General features: G+C 61.2%; 15 protein-coding genes and 2 pseudogenes. 8 read left to right on the top strand and 9 right to left on the bottom strand.

Translation table 11 applies throughout. The features are described from left to right. Positions 1-85 precede the first annotated feature (85 nt). From rsmD to AB5I78_RS27575, 3 genes and pseudogenes are all read right to left on the bottom strand, one after another. On the bottom strand, positions 86-703 hold the full coding sequence (gene rsmD / locus AB5I78_RS27585) for a 16S rRNA (guanine(966)-N(2))-methyltransferase RsmD (protein WP_242199815.1): 618 nt from the start codon (positions 701-703) through the stop codon (positions 86-88). Next, positions 703-2,193, bottom strand: a complete 1,491-nt coding sequence (locus AB5I78_RS27580; protein WP_369301950.1) for a M16 family metallopeptidase — start codon at positions 2,191-2,193, stop codon at positions 703-705. Before AB5I78_RS27580 ends, rsmD begins: the two co-directional genes overlap by 1 nt. Next, positions 2,186-3,540: pseudogene (locus tag AB5I78_RS27575) on the bottom strand (M16 family metallopeptidase). Before AB5I78_RS27575 ends, AB5I78_RS27580 begins: the two are co-directional and overlap by 8 nt. Positions 3,541-3,877: 337 nt before the next feature. On the opposite strand from AB5I78_RS27575, the gene ftsY reads away from it, so the two are divergent. From ftsY to rpoH, 4 genes are all read left to right on the top strand, one after another. Beyond that, positions 3,878-5,308, top strand: a complete 1,431-nt coding sequence (gene ftsY / locus AB5I78_RS27570) for a signal recognition particle-docking protein FtsY (RefSeq protein ID WP_369301951.1) — start codon at positions 3,878-3,880, stop codon at positions 5,306-5,308. After that, entirely contained in the window at positions 5,305-5,976 is a 672-nt protein-coding gene (ftsE, locus tag AB5I78_RS27565; protein ID WP_003213784.1) for a cell division ATP-binding protein FtsE, read from the top strand. The genes ftsY and ftsE overlap by 4 nt, the downstream gene beginning before the upstream one ends. Continuing rightward, positions 5,973-6,995: a permease-like cell division protein FtsX gene (gene ftsX, locus AB5I78_RS27560; RefSeq protein WP_145157743.1), complete on the top strand. Its 1,023-nt coding sequence runs from the start codon at positions 5,973-5,975 to the stop codon at positions 6,993-6,995. Before ftsE ends, ftsX begins: the two co-directional genes overlap by 4 nt. A 129-nt stretch (positions 6,996-7,124) precedes the next feature. Then, positions 7,125-7,979, top strand: coding sequence for an RNA polymerase sigma factor RpoH (rpoH, locus tag AB5I78_RS27555; protein ID WP_003176698.1), 855 nt, complete (start codon positions 7,125-7,127; stop codon positions 7,977-7,979). Positions 7,980-8,171: 192 nt separating this feature from the next. On the opposite strand, the gene mtgA is transcribed toward rpoH, so the two are convergent. Then, entirely contained in the window at positions 8,172-8,894 is a 723-nt protein-coding gene (gene mtgA / locus AB5I78_RS27550) for a monofunctional biosynthetic peptidoglycan transglycosylase (protein ID WP_145157741.1), read from the bottom strand. Positions 8,895-8,968: 74 nt separating this feature from the next. Here mtgA and AB5I78_RS27545 point away from each other — a divergent pair, with 74 nt between their 5' ends. The 4 genes from AB5I78_RS27545 (at position 8,969) to trmB (ending at position 11,213) form a co-directional block, all read left to right on the top strand. Further along, positions 8,969-9,346: a DUF423 domain-containing protein gene (locus AB5I78_RS27545; protein WP_106575688.1), complete on the top strand. Its 378-nt coding sequence runs from the start codon at positions 8,969-8,971 to the stop codon at positions 9,344-9,346. 71 nt (positions 9,347-9,417) lie between these two features. Then, on the top strand, positions 9,418-9,618 hold the full coding sequence (thiS, locus tag AB5I78_RS27540) for a sulfur carrier protein ThiS (RefSeq protein WP_015886354.1): 201 nt from the start codon (positions 9,418-9,420) through the stop codon (positions 9,616-9,618). Positions 9,619-9,683: 65 nt separating this feature from the next. After that, positions 9,684-10,478 (top strand): thiazole synthase, encoded by a 795-nt coding sequence (locus tag AB5I78_RS27535; RefSeq protein ID WP_369301952.1) that lies wholly within the window; start codon positions 9,684-9,686, stop codon positions 10,476-10,478. A 9-nt stretch (positions 10,479-10,487) separates the two neighbouring features. Further along, positions 10,488-11,213 carry a tRNA (guanosine(46)-N7)-methyltransferase TrmB gene (trmB, locus tag AB5I78_RS27530; RefSeq protein ID WP_369301953.1) on the top strand — a complete coding sequence of 242 codons (726 nt, stop codon included), beginning with the start codon at positions 10,488-10,490 and terminating at the stop codon, positions 11,211-11,213. A gap of 137 nt (positions 11,214-11,350) precedes the next feature. On the opposite strand, the gene AB5I78_RS27525 is transcribed toward trmB, so the two are convergent. The 5 genes and pseudogenes from AB5I78_RS27525 to metW all read right to left on the bottom strand — a co-directional run bounded on the left by AB5I78_RS27525 (position 11,351) and on the right by metW (position 14,559). After that, positions 11,351-11,674: a DUF3392 domain-containing protein gene (locus AB5I78_RS27525; RefSeq protein ID WP_016972961.1), complete on the bottom strand. Its 324-nt coding sequence runs from the start codon at positions 11,672-11,674 to the stop codon at positions 11,351-11,353. A 17-nt stretch (positions 11,675-11,691) separates the two neighbouring features. After that, positions 11,692-12,893: pseudogene (hemW, locus tag AB5I78_RS27520) on the bottom strand (radical SAM family heme chaperone HemW). Further along, entirely contained in the window at positions 12,890-13,486 is a 597-nt protein-coding gene (gene rdgB, locus AB5I78_RS27515) for an RdgB/HAM1 family non-canonical purine NTP pyrophosphatase (protein WP_049711104.1), read from the bottom strand. The pseudogene hemW and the gene rdgB overlap by 4 nt, the downstream one beginning before the upstream one ends. After that, positions 13,483-13,917: a DUF4426 domain-containing protein gene (locus tag AB5I78_RS27510; protein WP_106575685.1), complete on the bottom strand. Its 435-nt coding sequence runs from the start codon at positions 13,915-13,917 to the stop codon at positions 13,483-13,485. The genes rdgB and AB5I78_RS27510 overlap by 4 nt, the downstream gene beginning before the upstream one ends. A 21-nt stretch (positions 13,918-13,938) precedes the next feature. Next, a complete protein-coding gene (gene metW, locus AB5I78_RS27505; protein WP_003213768.1) occupies positions 13,939-14,559 on the bottom strand; it encodes a methionine biosynthesis protein MetW in 621 nt (206 codons plus the stop codon). Positions 14,560-14,564: the final 5 nt, after the last annotated feature.

Raw genomic sequence — 14,564 nt, 5'->3', positions numbered from 1 at the left:
GTCACCGCGATCCGACAGAGTGAATGCGGTGACTGTTTTGGGGCCGCTTCGCAGCCCAACGCGGGGCAGGCCCGCTCGCCACACATCAGGCGGCGTTTTCGACCAGGCGGTGCCACAACGCGTAATACACCCGGCCGGACTTCTGCTCGCGGTGCAGGCGCCAGGCGCCCGGCAGGCCGAGGGTAGACGGCGCGGTTTCACTTTCAGTGTAGATCCACGCATCCGCCGCCAGCCACTGACGCTCTTCCAGCAGCGCACACACGGTCGGCAACAGGTTCTGATTGAACGGCGGGTCGAGAAACACCACGTCGTATTCAGTTGCCGCCTGGGTTTCCAGGTAGCGCAGCGCGTCGGCGGTCTGGACCTGGCCGGTGGTGCAGCGCAGGGTGCCCAGGTGTTCCTTGAGGCTGGACACCGCCACATTGCTGGCATCCAGCGCCTGGCCCTGGGCCGCGCCACGGGACAGCGCCTCCAGGAACAGCGCGCCGCTGCCGGCGAACGGGTCCAGCACCTTGGCGCCGCCGATGTACGGCGCAAGCCAGTTGAACAGGGTTTCACGCACGCGATCCGGCGTCGGGCGCAGGCCTACGACGTCGGGGAAGCTCAGCTTGCGGCTGCCCCATTCACCGCCAATGATGCGCAGTTGGCCCACACCGTTATGCACGTTGTGGACGGGTTTTTTCGGGCGAGATGAACTGGCCATTAGTGCTCCGGAACCCCGAGCGGCTGCTCGGCAGGTTTATCAGTGGGGGGCGGTAGTGGCTTTTGCGCAATCGTCGGGCCGGCGGTCACGATGACCATCTTGTCGGCGCTCAAGTGTTTATTCATTGCAGCCTTGACCTGCTCTACGGTCAGGGCCTGGGATTGTTTCATGAAATCCTCAAGATAGCTCAGCGGCAGGTTGTAGAAACCCATGGCGCCCAGCTGTCCGACGATATCGGCGTTGCTCGCGGTGGATAGCGGGAAGCTGCCGGCCAGCTCACGCTTGGCGTCGTCCAGTTCCTTTTGCGTCGGGCCGGTCTTGAGGTAGTCGGCCAGCACGTCTTCAACCAGGCGCAATGTGCCGCCGCTCATTTCGGCGCGGGTCTGCAGGTTGATCATGAATGGGCCGCGCACCTGCATCGGCGAGAAGCCGGAGTACACACCGTAGGTCAGGCCGCGCTTTTCACGCACTTCGCTCATCAAGCGGGTGCCGAAACCACCGCCGCCCAGAATCTGGTTGCCCAGCGACAAGGCCGCGTAGTCCGGATCGGCGCGGTCGATGCCCAATTGCGCGAACAGCAGGTGGGTCTGCTTGGACGGGAATTCGATATGGCTCAGGCCGGCTTGCGGTTCGCTCGGCTGGGCGATCTTCGCCAGGGCCGGGCCTTTAGGCAACGACGCGGAGACCTTGGCCGTCATGGCTTCGGCCTCGGCACGCGTCAGGTCACCGACCACTGCAATCACCGCATTGCCCGCCGCATACGCCTTGGCGTGGAACGTCTGCAATTGCGCGAGGTTAATTTTCGCAATGCTGTCGGGCGTGCCTTCGCTTGGGTGGGCGTAAGGATGGTCACCGTACAGGCGCTTGAACAGCTCAAGGCTGGCCAGCTTGGCCGGGTTCTGCTTCTGGTATTCAAAGCCTGCGAGGATCTGGTTTTTGATCCGCGCCAGGGAATCGGCAGGAAAGGTCGGCTTGCCGATCACATCGTCGAACAGCGCCAGGGCCGCGTCGCGCTTGTCGCTGTCGCTCAGGCTGCGCAGCGAAACCAGCGCCATGTCGCGGTAAGCACCATTGCCGAAGTCGGCGCCCAGGCCTTCAAAGCCGCTGGCGATCTGGCTGACATCCTTGCCCGGTACACCTTCGTTGAGCATCGCATTGGTCAGCAGTGCCAGGCCGGGCGTGTCGCCGTCCTGGCTGCTGCCGGCGGCGAACAGGATGCGCATGTCGAACATCGGTAATTCGTGGGCTTCGACGAACAGCACCTTGGCGCCTTCAGCGGTGGTCCAGGTTTGCACGTCGAGCTTGCGGTTGGTCGGCGCCTTGCCATCCAGTTCCGCCAGCGATTGCAGTTTGTTGGCCGATTCAGCTTTATCCAGGGCCTGGCTGGCGACGGATTCGCTTGGGCGCAGGAAGTACACGGCACTGGCGGCGATCAGGGTGACGACGACCAGGCCAGGAAAAATCAGGCGGCTGCTTTTACGATCACTCATGAGCGGTCTCCTCAGGCAAAACATGGGCGACGCTCAAACGCTCGCGGGTGAAATAAGTCTGTGCGGCTTTCTGGATATCTTCCGGCGTCACGCTTTGCAGGTCGGCCAGTTCGGTGTCCATCAGTTTCCAGGACAGGCCGACGGTTTCCAGGGAGCCGATAGCCGTTGCCTGGCTGGTGATGGAGTCGCGCTGGTAAACCACGCCGGCAATCACTTGAGCGCGGATACGCTCCAGTTCTTCGCTGGTCGGCGGCTTGGCTTTCAACTCGTCCAGCAGGCGCCACAAGCCGGCTTCGGCTTGGGCAATGGTCTTTTTCTTCTGCTGGTTCGGCGTGGCCGTCAGGGTGAACAGGCTGTCACCCGGGTGTAGGCGTCGTAGCTGGTCGAGGCGGCGGACACCAACTCTTCACCGCGCTCCAGTTGCTCCGAGATACGCGCGCTGTAGCCGCCGTCGAGCAGGGCCGAGAGCAGGCGCAGGGCTTGTACCGAGCGTTTGTCTTCGGCGGTGGCCAGGCCCGGTACGTTGAAACCAAGGATCACGCTCGGCAGTTGGGTCTGCACGTGCATCGTCAGCAGGCGTTCGCCGGGTTCGGCGAGTTCCAGCGGGATCTTGGCCGGCGGAACGTCACGCTTGGGGATAGGGCCGAAATAACGCTGGGCAAGGTTCTTGACCTCATCCGGGGTCACATCACCGACCACCACCAGCGTGGCGTTGTTTGGCACATACCAGGATTGATACCAGTGACGCAGCTCTTCGACTTTCATGCGTTCCAGGTCCGCCATCCAGCCGATGGTCGGCGTGTGGTAGCCGCTGGCCGGGTAGGCCATGGCCTTAAAGCGCTCGTAGGCCTTGGACATCGGGTTATCGTCGGTGCGCAGGCGGCGCTCTTCCTTGATCACCTCGATCTCGCGGCTGAACTCGTCGGCCGGCAGGCGCAGGCTGGCCATGCGGTCGGCTTCCAGCTCGAAGGCGACGCCCAGGCGATCACGGGCCAGCACTTGGTAGTAGGCGGTGTAGTCGTCGCTGGTGAAGGCGTTTTCTTCGGCGCCCAGATCGCGCAGGATCAGCGAGGCTTCGCCGGGGCCGACTTTGGCACTGCCCTTGAACATCATGTGTTCCAGGGCGTGGGACAACCCGGTCTGGCCGGGTGTTTCATAGCTCGAACCAACCTTGTACCAAACCTGTGAAACCACCACCGGCGCGCGATGATCTTCGCGCACGACCACTTTGAGGCCGTTATCCAGGGTGAATTCGTGGGTGGGTTGTGGGTCGGCAGCCAAGGCTGAAAGGGGCAGACAAACTGTGCTGAGCAGCAGGCCTGCAGCGCGGCGGGCTAGAGCATTCATTCGTTTTTAAACCTGTTGGGCTGCCCGCTTGGTCTTAGCGTCGGCGGGCGAGGAGGTGCTAGGATACTGATCCGATTTAGGGACGGCCACTGCGGCGGCCATCTTGTCCCGGATCCAGTCGTAGAAATGTTGGAATAGAGGGTGGTTTTCCCGATGATCTTCCACTTTTCGCCGATTTTATCGCTTCAGTCCTTTATTGAAACGATTTGTTGAGGCCTTTATTTACGCCTTGCAGAATGTTGCGCATGAACAAGCGAGCGTTAAAGCAGTCTGTTCTGCATCGAATTTATTTACCGAGGCGCCCTGGCGCATCGCTACTTTGAGATAGCCGTCCTCCATGTTTGGTTCCAACGACGACAAGAAGAGCCCAGCTGCGGCTGGCGAGAAAAAAGGCCTGTTCGGATGGCTGCGCAAAAAGCCGCAGGAAACCGTCGTCGAACAGCCACAGGTTCAGCCTGAGCCGATTCCCGAACCTATAGTTGACGCCGAACCGGTCGCTGAAATCCCGGCGCCGGTGGTGTTGCCGATGGCCGAGCCGGTGTTGCAGCCGGTGGTTGAGGAGGTGCCGGAACCTGAGCCTGAACACAAGCCGTGGCTTGAGCTGCCGGTTGCCGAGGAGCCTGTGGCACTGGTCGAGGATGTGCAGGCTGAGCACGTGACGCCGCCGATTCCGGTCGTGGTCGAGCCGGTGGCCGTTGTGGTCGAGGCGCCAGCCGCCATCGAAGCGCCTGCGCCAGCAGTGGTTGAGCCAGCGCCAGCTCCTGTCGTCGTTGCCGCGCCTGCCGTGATCGAGCCACCCGTTGCACCAGAGCCGGTCGCCCCTGCCGCTGAAACCAGCAAAACCGGCTTCTTTGCCCGCCTCAAGCAGGGTCTGAGCAAGACCAGCGCCAGCATCGGCGAAGGCATGGCCAGCCTGTTCCTGGGCAAGAAGGTCATTGATGACGAGTTGCTGGAAGATATCGAAACCCGCCTGTTGACCGCCGACGTGGGCGTCGAAGCCACTGCGGTGATCATCCAGAGCCTGACCCAGAAAGTTGCGCGCAAACAGCTGACCGACGCAGACGCGCTCTACAAATCGCTGCAGGCTGAACTGGCTGCGATGCTCAAACCCGTGGAAGCGCCGCTGGTGATCACGCCGAACAAGCCGTTCGTGATTCTGGTGGTCGGTGTCAACGGCGCCGGCAAAACCACTACCATCGGCAAGTTGGCCAAGAAGCTGCAGTCGGAAGGCAAGAAAGTCATGCTCGCCGCCGGCGACACCTTCCGCGCCGCCGCCGTGGAGCAGCTGCAGGTCTGGGGTGAGCGCAACAAGATTCCGGTCATCGCCCAGCACACCGGCGCCGACTCCGCGTCCGTCATCTTCGATGCCGTGCAAGCCGCCAAGGCCCGTAACATTGACGTATTGATTGCCGATACCGCCGGTCGTCTGCACACCAAAGACAACTTGATGGAAGAGTTGAAAAAGGTCCGCCGCGTCATCAGCAAGCTCGACGCCGATGCGCCGCACGAAGTGTTGCTGGTGCTTGACGCTGGCACCGGCCAGAACGCCATCAGCCAGGCCAAACAGTTCAACCAGACGGTGCAACTCACCGGCCTGGCATTGACTAAGCTCGACGGGACGGCCAAGGGCGGCGTGATCTTCGCCCTGGCCAAACAGTTCGGGTTGCCGATTCGTTACATCGGCGTCGGTGAAGGCATCGACGACCTGCGCACCTTTGAAGCCGAACCCTTTGTACAGGCACTTTTCGCCGAGCGGGAGCGTTCATGATTCGATTCGAACAGGTCGGTAAACGCTACGCCAACGGGCATGTGGGCTTGCATGAGCTGAGCTTTCGAGTGCGTCGAGGCGAATTCTTGTTTGTAACCGGTCATTCGGGCGCGGGCAAAAGTACGCTGCTGCGACTGCTGCTGGCCATGGAGCGCCCGACCACCGGCAAGTTGCTGCTGGCGGGCCAGGACCTGGCCACCATCAGCAATGCACAGATTCCGTTCCTGCGCCGTCAGATTGGCGTGGTGTTCCAGAATCACCAGTTGCTGTTTGATCGCACCGTGTTCAACAACATTGCGCTGCCGTTGCAGATTCTCGGGCTGTCCAAGGCCGAAATCGTCAAGCGGGTGGACTCGGCCCTTGAGCGCGTGGCGCTGTCGGACAAGACCGACCTGTATCCGGGCGACCTGTCCACCGGCCAGCAACAGCGCGTCGGCATCGCCCGCGCCATTGTTCACCGCCCGGCCTTGCTGTTGGCGGACGAACCTACCGGTAACCTCGACCCGCGCCTGGCGGCCGAGATCATGGGTGTATTCGAAGACATCAATCGCCTGGGCACCAGCGTGCTGATCGCCAGTCACGACCTGGCGCTGATCGCGCGCATGCGCCACCGCATGCTGACCCTGCAACGCGGCCGCCTGATCGGCGATGGGGAGGCCGGCGTATGAGTGCAACACGCAGCCCTAAAGTGTCCGAGCGTGTGGCGCCTAAAGCCGCCGACCCGCAGCCGCAGAAGAAAAAACGCGACGAAGACGATGGCCCGGATTTCAGCACGCTGCTGCGCGCCTGGATCGAAAGCCATCGCGCCAGCCTGCTCGACAGCCTGCGCCGCCTGGGCAAGCAGCCCATCGGCAGCTTTTTCACCTGCCTGGTGATGGCCGTGGCACTGAGCCTGCCGATGGGTTTGTCGCTGCTGCTTAATAATGTCGAGCGCCTGGGTGGTTCCTGGCAGCGTGCGGCGCAGATTTCGCTGTACCTGAACCTCGACGCCAGCGCGAAAGACGGCGAGAACTTGCGCGATGACATCAAGAACCTGCCAGGTGTGGCGGACGCCGAGTACATCAGCCGCGACCAGGCGCTTGAGGAGTTTCAGCAGCAATCCGGCCTGGGCGAGGCGCTTAAAGAGTTGCCGCAAAACCCGCTGCCGGGCGTGGTGCTGGTGACGCCTAATGAAGTCGACAAGCCGGCGCTAGAGGCGCTGCGACAAAAACTCGCAGAGATGCCGAAGGTACAACAGGCGCAACTTGATCTAGTCTGGGTAGAGCGCCTTGCCGCGATTCTCAAGCTGGGCGACCGCTTTGTGTTCGGCCTGACGGTGCTGTTGGTGTCTGCATTACTTTTGGTGATAGGTAATACCATTCGTCTTCATATTGAAAACCGTCGCACCGAGATAGAAGTGATTAAACTGGTCGGCGGCACGGACAGCTATGTGCGTCGTCCTTTTCTGTACATGGGCGCGCTTTATGGCTTTGGTGCCGGGATTTTGTCCTGGGGCGTGCTGGCTTTTGGCCTTGACTGGCTGAACGACGCGGTAGTCGGGCTTGCCGGGTTGTACGGCAGCGATTTTGCCCTGGCCGGCGTGCCGGTCGCCGATGGCCTGTCACTCTTGCTTGGCGCGGTATTGTTGGGGTATATCGGTGCGTGGATTGCGGTCGCTCGTCACTTACGTGAGCTGGCGCCGAAGTAGTTAATGTCAGATTAATGTGGTTTCGTTTGTATTGACCGTATCAGTGGTTTAGGGAACTTGTCCTACGGTTCCCGGTCAATTTTCGCAGTGCTGAACTGCACGAGTTATGTGAGTCGGAGGTTTTTTCGTATGACCACTTCTTTGCAACCTGCTTATGCTCTGGTCCCGGGTGCGAACCTGGAGGCCTATGTGCACACGGTCAACAGCATTCCTTTGCTGACGCCCGAGCAGGAGCGTGAACTGGCCGAGAGTCTCTACTATGAGCAGGATTTGGGGGCGGCTCGGCAGATGGTGCTCGCCCACCTGCGTTTTGTCGTACATATCGCCCGTAGCTATAGCGGCTACGGTCTGGCCCAGGCTGACCTGATTCAGGAAGGCAACGTTGGCCTGATGAAGGCTGTAAAACGCTTCAACCCGGAAATGGGTGTGCGCCTGGTGTCGTTTGCTGTGCACTGGATCAAGGCGGAAATTCACGAGTTCATCCTGCGCAACTGGCGCATCGTGAAAGTCGCGACCACCAAGGCCCAGCGCAAACTGTTCTTCAACCTGCGCAGCCAGAAGAAACGCCTGGCGTGGCTGAACAACGAGGAAGTCCACCGTGTGGCCGAAAGCCTCGGTGTGGAGCCCCGTGAAGTGCGCGAGATGGAAAGCCGCCTGACCGGCCATGACATGGCGTTCGACCCGGCCGCCGAAGCGGACGACGACAGCGCCTTCCAGTCGCCGGCCAACTACCTGGAAGACCACCGGTACGACCCGGCGCGTCAACTGGAAGATGCCGACTGGAGCGACAACTCCAACCACAACCTGCACGAAGCGCTGGAAGTGTTGGACGACCGTAGCCGTGACATCCTCTACCAGCGCTGGCTGGCAGAAGAAAAAGCCACGCTGCACGACTTGGCGCAGAAGTACAACGTGTCGGCCGAGCGGATTCGTCAGCTTGAGAAAAGCGCGATGAACAAGCTGAAACTGTCCATCGCCGCCTAAACGCTGCGAAAAGGCAAAAAAATGCCCCGATCGAGAGATCGGGGCATTTTTGTTTGAAGTCGAAAATCCGATATCCAGTGCGGTTCTCTGTGGGAGCTGGCTTGCCTGCGATGAGGCCCTGTCAGCCAGCCTCTCTGCAAGCTGACACATCGCTATCGCAGGCAAGCCAGCTCCCACAGGGGTTGTGTTGTGTCAGTCAGCCCAAGGTGCCTTGCGCGAATTGTTCAGTTCGACCAGATAACTATCGCCACCTAACTGGCTCATCTGCTGGCGAATCCACGCCGCCCGTCGCGCCACATAGGCGGTTGGATGACTGGCGCTCCACACCCGAGGGTTGGGCAACACCGCCGCCAAGTAACTGGCCTGCTGACGGGAAAGCCCCTTGGCGCTCACGCCAAAGTGATGCCGGGCCGCCGCTTCGGCGCCAAACACACCTTCATCCCATTCGACGCTGTTGAGGTACACCTCAAGAATTCGCTGCTTGGGCCACAGCACCTCAGTCAGCGCGGTAAACCAGGCCTCCAGGCCTTTGCGCAAATAGCTGCGGCCGGTCCACAGAAACAGGTTTTTCGACACTTGCTGGCTCAGCGTGCTGGCGCCGCGAATCGAGCCGCCGCGTTCGTTGTGCAGCAGCGCCGCTTGAATCGCGTCAAAGTCGAAGCCCCAATGCTGCGGGAAGCGCTGGTCTTCACCGGCCATCACCGCCACTTTAAGGTCGTCGGAGATCTCGTCCCACGCCACCCACGTGCGTTGCAGGTCAATCGGCTCGCCGTCGACCCAGGATTCGACCTTGCGCTCCACCATCAATGCGGTGAACGGTGGCGGCACGACGCGAAACAGCAACACCAGCAGCACACTGCCGATGGCAAACCATTTCACGACTTTGAGAAAACGCTTGAAGAGGAGACGCAGCATAGAGATGGCTTGGCCGAACCCGTTGAGCGGGCCATTATACAGACCCGGCCCTTTGAGTCTGACTGGAGTTCCTCATGCTGCGTAGCTTTCTGATGCTGGCTGCCTTTTTCGGCTTCACCGGCGTTGCCCTCGGTGCTTTTGCGGCTCATGCCCTGAAAAACCGCTTGAGCGCCGAGTACCTGGCGATCTTCCATACCGGCGTGACGTACCAACTGGTGCACGCCCTGGCGCTGTTCGGCGTGGCGCTGCTGGCCGCGCACATTCCTGGCCGGCTGGTCAGCTGGGCGGGCATCTCGTTTACCGTCGGTATCCTGCTGTTTTCCGGCAGCTTGTATGCGTTGACCCTGACCGGCATCAGCAAACTCGGCATCATTACGCCGTTTGGCGGGCTGGCATTCCTGTTGGGCTGGTTCTTTCTTGGCCTCACCGCATGGCGCCTGCAGGTCATCTGACCGAGGGGCTTGGGCCGACAACGCCAATCGGGCTAGAATGCTGGCCCCTAAAAACGATGGCGGCCCGTGGCATGCGCATTCAGTTGAATGGCGAATCCTTTGAACTGCCCGACGGTGAAACCGTTGCGGCCCTGCTGACCCGTCTGGACTTGACCGGGCGTCGCGTCGCAGTGGAGCTCAACCTGGATATCGTCCCGCGTAGCCTGCACGCCGAGACCGCGCTCACCGAAGGTGATCAGGTCGAAGTGGTCCATGCCATCGGCGGCGGCTAGTCGCCCGGCGCGCCAGCGTGCCAACCCGCATTCTGCAGAACCTCATCCCACCTCGAGGATTTCCCATGAGCATCGTTCGTAGCGACAAGCCCTTCGTTCTGGCCGGTCGTACCTACCAGTCCCGTCTGCTGGTCGGCACCGGCAAGTACCGCGACATGGAAGAAACCCGCCTGACCATCGAAGCCTCGGGCGCCGAGATCGTTACCTTCGCCGTGCGCCGCACCAACCTCGGGCAGATCGAGGGCGAGCCGAACCTGCTCGAAGTGCTGTCGCCGGACCGCTACACCTTCTTGCCGAACACCGCCGGGTGCTACGACGCGATTGAAGCGGTGCGCACGTGCCGACTGGCTCGCGAGCTGCTCGACGGCCACAACCTGGTGAAGCTGGAAGTGCTGGCCGACCAGAAGACCCTGTTCCCCAACGTGATCGAAACCCTGAAAGCCGCCGAAACGCTGGTCAAGGAAGGCTTCGACGTAATGGTTTACACCAGCGATGACCCGATCATTGCCCGCCAGCTGGCAGAAATCGGCTGCATTGCGGTGATGCCGCTGGCCGGTCTGATCGGTTCCGGCCTGGGTATCTGCAACCCGTACAACCTGCAGATCATCCTCGAAGAAGCCAAGATTCCGGTGTTGGTGGACGCGGGCGTAGGCACGGCCTCCGATGCCACCATTGCCATGGAGCTGGGTTGCGATGCGGTGCTGATGAACTCGGCCATCGCGCATGCCCAGCAGCCGATCATGATGGCGCAAGCCATGAACCACGCGATCGTCGCGGGCCGCCTGGCCTACCTCGCCGGCCGTATGCCGAAAAAACTCTATGCCAGCGCCTCTTCGCCGCTGGATGGTCTGATCAAGTAAGAGCTATTGATGACTGAATCAAACGAAACGCCGAACACCGTGGAAGAGGGCGACGAGTCCAAGCACCGCCGCATCAAGAGCTTTGTGATGCGCGCGGGCCGTATGACCGAAGGCCAGCAAAAGGGCCTGGAGCTGGGCACGCCGCTGTTCGTCTTGCCATTGGCCGACGCGCCAGTGGACTACGACCAGGTGTTTGGCCGTTCGGCCCCGCGTTCCCTGGAAATCGGTTTCGGCATGGGTCACTCCTTGCTGGAAATGGCCGCGGCCTCGCCGGAGCAGGACTTCATCGGTGTGGAAGTACACCGTCCGGGTGTCGGCGCGTTGCTCAACGGCGTGCTGACCCAAGGCCTGACTAACCTGCGGGTCTACGACTGCGACGCGATTGAAGTGCTCAACCGCTGCATCGCCGACAACAGCCTCGATCGCCTGATGCTGTTCTTCCCGGACCCGTGGCACAAAGCCCGTCACCACAAGCGTCGCATCGTGCAAGCTTCGTTCGCGGAGCTGGTGCGCAGCAAGCTTAAGGTCGGTGGCATCCTGCACATGGCGACCGACTGGGAACCGTACGCCGAGTACATGCTGGAAGTGATGAACGTCGCCCCTGGCTATCGCAACCTGGCCGAAGACGGCAAATGCGTGCCACGCCCGGCTGAGCGTCCGATCACCAAGTTCGAGCGCCGCGGCGAGCGGCTGGGGCATGGGGTTTGGGATTTGAAGTTCGAGAAGCTGGCTTAATTAGCTGCACATCTGAAATGCAATCCAATGTGGGAGCTGGCTTGCCTGCGATAGCATCACCTGGGTATCACTGATACACCGAGGTGTGCATCGCAGGCAAGCCAGCTCCCACATTTGGTTTTGTGTTGGCTTCGGGTTCAGCGACGGTCTGCCACAACCCCAATCAACACCAGCACCACCACCAGCACCGGCGCCAGGCTGTAGTTATTGAACTGGCTCAACCCCCGCACAATCCATGGCGTGGCGTAGATCAACGCCGCACCGCTGCCGATCATGCACACCAGCGCCATCAAGGGAACGCGCAATGCGCCCGCGATGCTGCCCAGGCGGGCCTCGACCCAGCCTTTGATATCGGCGCCGAACAACACCAGCAAGCAGCCGACAAGAGCCAGAGAGATTTCCGACAGGTTGCTACGGCTCCAGCGGGATACGGTGGCGAGCAGGTCGAGTACCAAATCCATTCGAATTCCTTAGAGCGTCAGCTCAAAAACTTCTGCAACAGGTCATTGAGAAAGAGTTGCCCGCGGTCGGTCGCCGCCAGGCGTGACGGTTCGACCTGCATTAAGCCACTTTGTTCTGCCTCACGGCGGCCCTCGTCAAGGCTCGCCAGATCAAGGCCGGTGCGTTCGGCGTAGAGCCTGGCGTCGACGCCTTCGGTGAGCCGCAACGCGTTCATGAGGAACTCGAATGGAAGCTCTTCATGGGTCAGTTCTTTCGCCCCGGCCTGAAAGCTTTTGGCCGGGTTGAGGTAGTCCTTGGGTGCTCGCGTCTTCCAGGTGCGCACGATGCGCCCGTCCGGGTGGCTGAGCTTGCCATGGGCGCCGGCGCCGATGCCGATAAAATCGCCAAAGCTCCAGTAATTCAGATTGTGCCGCGCCGGGCGGCCCGGTTGGGCATACGCCGAGACTTCATATTGCGCGTAACCGTATTCGGCCAGCAGCGCCTGACCGGCCTCCTGAATGTCCCACAGCGTGTCGTCTTCCGGCAGCACGGGCGGCTGGTTCCAGAACACGGTGTTGGGTTCCAGGGTCAGCTGGTACCACGACACGTGTGTCGGCTTGAGGGCGATGGCCTGGCGCAAGTCGCTCAGGGCGTCGTCCAGGGATTGATTGGGCAAGCCATGCATCAGGTCCAGGTTGAAGTTATCAAACCCGGCCTGGCGCGCCATGCCGGCGGCGCGCACGGCTTCGTCACCGTTGTGAATGCGGCCCAGGGCTTCGAGCTTCTCCTGCTGGAAACTCTGGATGCCGATGGACAGGCGATTGATGCCCAGCGCGCGGTAGGCCACGAACTTCTCTTGCTCGAAGGTCCCGGGTTGGCTTCCAGGGTGATTTCGATGTCGCCGGCAAACGGGATGCGTGCTTCCACGCCCTTGAGCAAACGGCCCAGCGCAGCGGCGCTGAACAGGCTGGGCGTGCCGCCACCGAAGAAGATCGAGCTGAGTTCACGGCCGTAAACCGCATGCAGGTCTTGATCAAGGTCAGCCAGCAACGCGTCTACATACTCGTCTTCCGGCAGCACCTTGCTGGCGGTGTGGGAGTTGAAGTCGCAGTACGGGCATTTGCGCACACACCACGGAATGTGGATGTACAGCGCCAAGGGCGGCAGGTGCGGCAGGGCCGCCCGAGGCGTTTGCGCGCCGCCGTGGATCAGCGGCTGCGCAGAGGTGTTCTGGGTCATTTCAGGCTCAGGCGTTGGCGCAGCAAATCCATTGCGCGGGCGCGGTGGCTGATCTGGTTCTTGTCGGCCGGGCTCAGTTCGGCGCTGGAAACATTACGCTCCGGCACCCAGAACAGCGGATCGTAGCCAAACCCGTGCTCGCCACTGGCCGCATGCAGGATGCGCCCGTGCCACAGGCCTTCGCAGAGGATCGGCAGCGGGTCATCGGCATGCCGCACCAGCGCCAGCACACAGACGAACTGCGCGCCGCGCATCGCGTCCGGCACGTCCTTGAGGGCGTCCAGCAACTTGGCGTTGTTGGCCGCGTCGCCCTTGCCGTCGGCATACCGCGCCGAATAAATGCCAGGTGCTCCGCCCAGGAAGTCCACCGCCAGGCCCGAATCATCCGCCAACGCCGGCAAACCGGAGATACGCGCGGCGTTGCGGGCCTTGAGGATCGCGTTTTCAACAAACGACAGGCCGGTTTCTTCCGGCTCGACCTGGCTGAACTCGCCGATCGAGCGCAGTTGCACGGAGTCACCGAGCATCGCCTGGAGTTCTTTGAGTTTGCCGGCGTTATGGCTGGCCAGTACGAGTTGTGTGAGGTTCATCAGTCGGCCGGAAACAGTTCTTGGTTGAATTGGAAGCCGTGGGCTTTGCCGCCGGTTTCAACATTGATGGTGAAAATCTTGGTTTCCTGCTGTGGCACTGCGTACTGGGCAACGTACAGCGTGGAGCCGTTCTGGATGATTTTCTTGAACGTGAGCATCTCGCTCTTGCCGCCCAGGTCTTTGATCGTGCCGGTGACGGTTGCGTCGATCGGTTCGACGCCCTTGTTCACAAACACATTGATCATGCCCAGCTCTTTGCTGCGTACGATCCCGGCTTCCTGAGCCATTTCCGGCGTCAGGAAGCTTGTGGTCAGGGTGTTGTAATGCACCGTGATATCGCCGAATTCTTTCTGGCGATTACCATCGATGGCATCCGCCGCCATGGCGCTGACGCCCAGGCACGCGGTGAGTAGAAATACAGCCAAACGACTCATGTTCGTCCTCCTTGAAAATGGTTAGACGGCAATTTGATGGTCTGTGAGGCCAGGACTGCTGACGCGGTAGATCCCGATTTCGCCCAACAGATTGGGCCATAGCTTACTCGCCCAGCCGTGGCGATGCTGTTGATCGACGGCAAGGCGGTTGATGACTTTGGCCTCACGCTCTCCGCACAAGGCTTCGAAGTCTTCGAAGGTGCAGAAGTGGATGTTCGGGGTGTTGTACCACGTGTACGGCAGGAAGTCCGACACCGGCATCCGGCCCTTGGTGGCCAGGTACCAGCGGCAGCGCCAGTGGCCGAAGTTGGGAAAGGTGATGATGCACTGGCGGCCCACACGCAGCATTTCGTCGAGAATGCGGTCCGGGTAGTGCACGGCTTGCAGGGCCTGGGTCATCACCACGATGTCGAAGCTGTTGCTGGCAAAGTTGCCCAGGCCCTTGTCCAGGTCCTGCTCGATCACGTTGATGCCCTTGGCCACGCACTGGGCAATGTTGTCCGGGTCATTTTCCAGGCCGTAGCCGGTGACTTGCTTGTTGTCGCGCAGCCAGCTCAGCAGTTCGCCATCACCGCAACCGAGGTCGAGCACGCGGCTGCCGGCGGGGATCCAGTCTTGGATGATTTCCAGGTCGGCTCTCATGGCGT

It is taken from the genome of Pseudomonas sp. N2-3-1-14, assembly GCF_041228395.1.
Classification (GTDB): Bacteria; Pseudomonadota; Gammaproteobacteria; order Pseudomonadales; family Pseudomonadaceae; genus Aquipseudomonas.
The sequence above is the reverse complement of the archived record's forward strand: the minus strand, read 5'-3'. Positions and strand labels throughout refer to the sequence as shown.

Excerpts from the sequence above, each read along its gene's own strand:
- metW (WP_003213768.1), bottom strand. The coding sequence starts at position 14,559 with ATGAGAGCCGACCTGGAAATCATCCAAGACTGGATCCCCGCCGGCAGC.
- mtgA (WP_145157741.1), bottom strand. The coding sequence starts at position 8,894 with ATGCTGCGTCTCCTCTTCAAGCGTTTTCTCAAAGTCGTGAAATGGTTT.
- AB5I78_RS27580 (WP_369301950.1), bottom strand. The coding sequence starts at position 2,193 with ATGAGTGATCGTAAAAGCAGCCGCCTGATTTTTCCTGGCCTGGTCGTC.
- ftsX (WP_145157743.1), top strand. The coding sequence starts at position 5,973 with ATGAGTGCAACACGCAGCCCTAAAGTGTCCGAGCGTGTGGCGCCTAAA.
- ftsE (WP_003213784.1), top strand. The coding sequence starts at position 5,305 with ATGATTCGATTCGAACAGGTCGGTAAACGCTACGCCAACGGGCATGTG.
- rsmD (WP_242199815.1), bottom strand. The coding sequence starts at position 703 with ATGGCCAGTTCATCTCGCCCGAAAAAACCCGTCCACAACGTGCATAAC.
- AB5I78_RS27525 (WP_016972961.1), bottom strand. The coding sequence starts at position 11,674 with ATGGATTTGGTACTCGACCTGCTCGCCACCGTATCCCGCTGGAGCCGT.
- thiS (WP_015886354.1), top strand. The coding sequence starts at position 9,418 with ATGCGCATTCAGTTGAATGGCGAATCCTTTGAACTGCCCGACGGTGAA.
- AB5I78_RS27545 (WP_106575688.1), top strand. The coding sequence starts at position 8,969 with ATGCTGCGTAGCTTTCTGATGCTGGCTGCCTTTTTCGGCTTCACCGGC.
- AB5I78_RS27510 (WP_106575685.1), bottom strand. The coding sequence starts at position 13,917 with ATGAGTCGTTTGGCTGTATTTCTACTCACCGCGTGCCTGGGCGTCAGC.
- trmB (WP_369301953.1), top strand. The coding sequence starts at position 10,488 with ATGACTGAATCAAACGAAACGCCGAACACCGTGGAAGAGGGCGACGAG.
- ftsY (WP_369301951.1), top strand. The coding sequence starts at position 3,878 with ATGTTTGGTTCCAACGACGACAAGAAGAGCCCAGCTGCGGCTGGCGAG.
- AB5I78_RS27535 (WP_369301952.1), top strand. The coding sequence starts at position 9,684 with ATGAGCATCGTTCGTAGCGACAAGCCCTTCGTTCTGGCCGGTCGTACC.
- rpoH (WP_003176698.1), top strand. The coding sequence starts at position 7,125 with ATGACCACTTCTTTGCAACCTGCTTATGCTCTGGTCCCGGGTGCGAAC.